Annotated in this window: 6 protein-coding genes; 2 read left to right on the top strand and 4 right to left on the bottom strand. The window is 62.8% G+C overall.

All coding sequences use genetic code 11. The features are described from left to right. The first annotated feature begins 39 nt into the window (after nucleotides 1-39). Both repC and ACR65W_RS01275 read left to right on the top strand, forming a co-directional pair. On the top strand, nucleotides 40-1413 hold the full coding sequence (gene repC, locus ACR65W_RS01280) for a plasmid replication protein RepC (RefSeq protein ID WP_434502208.1): 1374 nt from the start codon (nucleotides 40-42) through the stop codon (nucleotides 1411-1413). Between the two features lie 72 nt (nucleotides 1414-1485). Next, on the top strand, nucleotides 1486-1704 hold the full coding sequence (locus tag ACR65W_RS01275; RefSeq protein ID WP_434499105.1) for a hypothetical protein: 219 nt from the start codon (nucleotides 1486-1488) through the stop codon (nucleotides 1702-1704). Nucleotides 1705-1790: 86 nt separating this feature from the next. On the opposite strand, the gene ACR65W_RS01270 is transcribed toward ACR65W_RS01275, so the two are convergent. The 4 genes from ACR65W_RS01270 to ACR65W_RS01255 form a co-directional block, all read right to left on the bottom strand. Next, a complete protein-coding gene (locus ACR65W_RS01270) occupies nucleotides 1791-2042 on the bottom strand; it encodes a DUF433 domain-containing protein (protein WP_434499104.1) in 252 nt (83 codons plus the stop codon). Continuing rightward, nucleotides 2039-2386: a helix-turn-helix domain-containing protein gene (locus tag ACR65W_RS01265; protein ID WP_434499103.1), complete on the bottom strand. Its 348-nt coding sequence runs from the start codon at nucleotides 2384-2386 to the stop codon at nucleotides 2039-2041. Before ACR65W_RS01265 ends, ACR65W_RS01270 begins: the two co-directional genes overlap by 4 nt. A 4-nt stretch (nucleotides 2387-2390) precedes the next feature. Continuing rightward, the gene (locus ACR65W_RS01260) at nucleotides 2391-2738 is read right to left on the bottom strand and encodes a type II toxin-antitoxin system RelE/ParE family toxin (RefSeq protein WP_434499102.1); all 348 of its coding nucleotides are present in this window, start codon (nucleotides 2736-2738) and stop codon (nucleotides 2391-2393) included. A 97-nt stretch (nucleotides 2739-2835) separates the two neighbouring features. Next, on the bottom strand, nucleotides 2836-3972 hold the full coding sequence (locus ACR65W_RS01255; RefSeq protein ID WP_434499101.1) for an integrase: 1137 nt from the start codon (nucleotides 3970-3972) through the stop codon (nucleotides 2836-2838). Nucleotides 3973-4246: the final 274 nt, after the last annotated feature.

Genomic DNA, 4246 nt, shown 5'->3' with positions numbered 1-4246 from the left:
GGCGAGCGGATTTCTTTTGCCTGAACGAGGCAAAGGATTATGCGCACACATCCAACGACGCCCTTTGGGCGGCGACCGCTTTCGCTCGCCATGGTGGCGGCGCAGGCGGCGACGCGAGATTTCGCGGCGAAACCCGACGCCTCCGAGACCGTCGTCCATAAATGGCGGCTGTTTCGCGCGCTCACGGAAGCCAAGGAGCCGATCGGCGTCACCGACCGCGCTTTGTCGGTGCTGCACGCGCTGCTCAGCTTCCATCAGGAAACCGCGCTGACGCTGCCCGAACGCGATCCAAAATCGGAGAGCGAGGATAACTCTGCCGGCGCCGGCGTCATCGTGTTCCCATCCAACCGGGAGCTCTCGATCCGCGCCCATGGCATGGCGCCGGCGACGCTGCGCCGGCATTTGGCGTCGCTCGTCGAGGCGGGGCTGATCATCCGGCGCGACTCGCCCAACGGCAAACGCTTCGCGCGGCGCGGGCAGGGCGGCGAGATTGAAAGCGCCTTCGGCTTCGATCTGACGCCTCTGATCGCGCGCGCGGCCGAGATCGAAAACCTCGCCGAGGAAGTGCGCGCCGAAAACCGCGCGATCGCCCTATTGCGGGAAAGGATCACGCTGGCGCGGCGTGACATCGTCAAGATGATCGAGACGGGGATCGAGGAGGGCGTTCGTTTCGCGCTGATATCGATTGATGGGCAGGACATCAGCGACTGGGAAGGCCTTTACGGGCGTTATAAGGCCCTCTCGGCGGGCTATTCGCGCAGCCTCGGAAGAACCGGGCTGGAGGCTTTGGCGGGCGAACTGGCGGGCTTCGCGGCCGAAATCCAGAAGCTGCTCGAAACACACGTCAAACTGCAAAAAAGAAGCGCCAATGAGTCCCAGACTGAGCGCCATATACAGAATCAAATCACAAACATTCCTGATCTTGAACCTAGCCTTCCAGAAGGCAGGCGCGATCCGTCCGGGTTAATGCCGAAAGAGCCAGAAGCCGACAGGGCAGAGGTTTCAACAGCCGAGGCTCCCGGTTCAGGAATCGGGGAGCGGCAAGCGTCGTCGACGCGAACCTATCCGCTCGGCATGGTGCTGCAAGCCTGCCCCGACATTGTCGACTACGGCAAGAGCGGTGAGATTTCCTGCTGGCGTGATCTGGTCGACGCGGCGGCGATCGTGCGCTCGGCGCTCGGCGTGTCGCCCGACGCCTGGAAACAGGCGCTCGATGTTCTGGGCGAGCATGACGCCTCGATTGTCATCGCCGCGATCCTGCAGCGGGGGGAGGAAATCAAATCCGCCGGCGGCTATTTGCGGGTTCTGACCACTAAGGCGCGGGCAGGGGAGTTTTCGCTGGGACCTGTGCTGATGGCGCTGCTGCGCGGCAAGGCCGCAAAGGCCGCGCGTGAACGGCGGCAAGCGGGATGATCAATTTTGCCGGAGGGTTTCCTTGCCGTGAATTTGGCGATTATCGTCGCGGATCGAAGGAGCGCGGACGCTATGACCGATACGACGACCCAACTCGCCATCCTTTCCGATGCGCTGGTCAAAATCATCGAGCTTGGCCCAATGGCCGTGGAAGGGAAGGCGTCGCCCGCCGATCTATTAACCCGATCGGGCGACATCGCCGCGCAGGCGCTGACCGCCGCCGCCACCTATGGTCGGTTGCCGCCGTTCTCGGAATCGTTGGAAGCTCAATCGGCCGCCGACAGCGAATGAAGCGCCCGCAGGGCCTGAGCGCGAAATCGGCATTGTGATTGACCTCGGCGTCCATCGCATTCCCTCACGCAATGCCGCAATGTGGCTCAGCCGGGGAGAGGATGCGCTTTCGCGAAAAGCACGGCCGCCGCTAAAGCTTCACGCGGCAGGTCAGGGTTCTCTGCGGCGATCTCGTCGAGACTGTCGCCGTTCAACAATCGCGCTTTGACGGCATGGACCGTGATGCGTGTGCCTTTGATAACGAGCATGCCGCCCTTGATTTCCGGGACGCTTTCGATCCACGCATCGACATTGTCTGGGCGAACCAAGCCTGTAATTTCCTTGGATAGTTGGATCATGCGGCTTTGTCGGACCGGCTCGAGCGCCGGCGGGTCACGGTCTTCGCAAGACCTGCCTCCTTGATCACCAGGGCCGGATCCCGTGCAAGAATCCGCACCAACATGCTGGCGGCGCCCGACGGGGACCGTTCTCCGCGTTCCCATTTGCGCACTGTCCCGAGAGACGCGCCGGTGACCTTCGCAAATTCTTCCTGCGTCAGACCCGCCTTAAGACGGGTTTCCGCGATAAACGAGCGATCGACCTTGACGCGATGCGTGCGCGCGCCAGGGCTTTTACGTCCTTTCGCATAGGCCAGAGCATCTTCGAGGCCCGCGATCAGCTTACCGAAATCGTTGCCGTCCATATCGCTACCTCCCGAACTGAGCGCGAATTGCCGTGGTGAGCGCCGTCGCCGCCTTGCGTTGCCTGGAGTCCAGATCGCTTTGCACATTCTTGGCGTAGACCGCGATGAGAAACACCGGCATGTCTGCGTCGTGAAAGAAGGTGATGAGCCGCGCTCCGCCTCTCTTTCCCCGGCCTTTCAGCGGAATACGAACTTTTCGCAAGCCGCCTGTGCCTGGGATCACATCTCCCGCTTGAGGATCGGCAGCGATCGTGTCGATCACTTCGATCCTTTCAGCTTCGTCCATCAGCTGGACCGCGTCGGCCAGATAGGGCGCCGTCTCGACAACGGTGATCAGCGACGCGCTTTTCATCGGCGCAATATACCCCAAAGGGGTATTTATACAAGTGGTCGCCGCGGCGATCTTATCGCGGGCGCACCGCAGCGAAGGACGATGCGAACGCCCTCGGTTACAACCCTGCCGCCTTGGTGAGATTGACCCGGAACCTGTCGCGTTTGCGCTGGTAGCGCCGCGTCATTTCGGGGCTGGCGTGGCCGAGGTGCCTTTGCACATGCGCTTCCTCGATTTGCGCCGAAGAGGCGAGGCCGGCGCGCAGCGAATGGCCGCCGAACGCCAGCCGTCTTTCGCCCTCGGTCAGATCGCCGCGAATGCCGGCGGCGAGCGCGGTTTTCTGGACCAAACGGGCGACATGTTTGTCGGTCAATCGCTCAGAGGAGACGCCGCCGTTCTTGCGCGCAATCGGCCGAAACAACGGGCCGCGATTGATCCGGCCGAGCCGCATCCAGGTCTCGAGCAAGGCGACGGGGCAGGTTTCGGGACGCGAGCCGCGGCCGATTTCGACCTCGCGCCAGCCGGTCTTGCCGAAAATCTGCAACACCGCGCCGCCGTCGTTGTTGCTGGCGCTGGATAGATCCGCGTCACTCCTTTTGCCGCCGCTCGAAACATCGGCGGAGTCTTTGCTGGCGCTCGAAACATCGGCGCCAGAGGGAAAAATCTCGATCCAGCCGGTCCCGTCCTCGCTCTGATCGGGCCCGCAATCGAGCCCGACGATTTCTGAACGGCGCAGGCCGCCGGCGAAGCCGATCGCCAGAATCGCGCGGTCGCGGATGCCGCGCAGATCCCTCTCGAGCGTCGCCAGCATCGCCAGCAGTTCGTCGGCGAAAATCGCCTCCTTCTGGACCGGCGGGCGGCCATGGGCGCGGCGAATGCCGGCGAGCACGGTGGAAATATGCCGGTCGCTCGCATCGAGCAGTTCGCCGTGCTGGCGGTAATGCCAACAGATGCCGGCGAGCCGGCGCTCTAAAGTAGCGACGGAAACCGGTTCCCGGCCCCGAGCTCCCTCCATGCAGGCGGTGAGATAGAGGCCGACGGTCTGCGGGTCTGGGGGCAGGGGATCGACGCCTTGCCGGCGCAGCCAGGCGGAAAACTGCCGCCAGTCGGCGTCATAAGCGCGCCTCGTGTTGTCGGAGCGGGCGTTGCGGGCATAGTCGCGGGCTTTTTCGGAAAGCGCCGCGAGATGCGAGGAGGGCGCGCGCGCGGCGAGTGGCGGACCGCCGCTGTCGAAGTCGTCGTCGATCTTGGTCATCGCGTCCTCATTTTGGCGCCTGTTTGGGGTCCGCCCGTCATTTCGGAGTCGAAAGTCCGACGCCTCGGCAGGCTGGAGGAGGGGGTTTTGGGTCGTTTTCGCCCTGTCGCTCACCCTTATTGGCTGGATTCCATGTCGGATTGTCGCAATTTCTGGGACTGCCGGGCATTGGAATCTTTGGACTTCCCTGTTGCATAATTTTGGGATCGATTCAGAATTTCAGGCACTGGCGTCGAGTTTGATTCGTAATTTGTGGAACCAGATTGCTGCGAGA

The organism is Methylocystis sp. (genome assembly GCF_051062815.1).
Lineage (GTDB): Bacteria > Pseudomonadota > Alphaproteobacteria > Rhizobiales > Beijerinckiaceae > Methylocystis.
The sequence above is the reverse complement of the archived record's forward strand: the minus strand, read 5'-3'. Positions and strand labels throughout refer to the sequence as shown.

Coding starts and splice junctions, on each gene's coding strand:
- repC (WP_434502208.1), top strand. CDS start 40: ATGCGCACACATCCAACGACGCCCTTTGGGCGGCGACCGCTTTCGCTC.
- ACR65W_RS01275 (WP_434499105.1), top strand. CDS start 1,486: ATGACCGATACGACGACCCAACTCGCCATCCTTTCCGATGCGCTGGTC.
- ACR65W_RS01270 (WP_434499104.1), bottom strand. CDS start 2,042: ATGATCCAACTATCCAAGGAAATTACAGGCTTGGTTCGCCCAGACAAT.
- ACR65W_RS01265 (WP_434499103.1), bottom strand. CDS start 2,386: ATGGACGGCAACGATTTCGGTAAGCTGATCGCGGGCCTCGAAGATGCT.
- ACR65W_RS01260 (WP_434499102.1), bottom strand. CDS start 2,738: ATGAAAAGCGCGTCGCTGATCACCGTTGTCGAGACGGCGCCCTATCTG.
- ACR65W_RS01255 (WP_434499101.1), bottom strand. CDS start 3,972: ATGACCAAGATCGACGACGACTTCGACAGCGGCGGTCCGCCACTCGCC.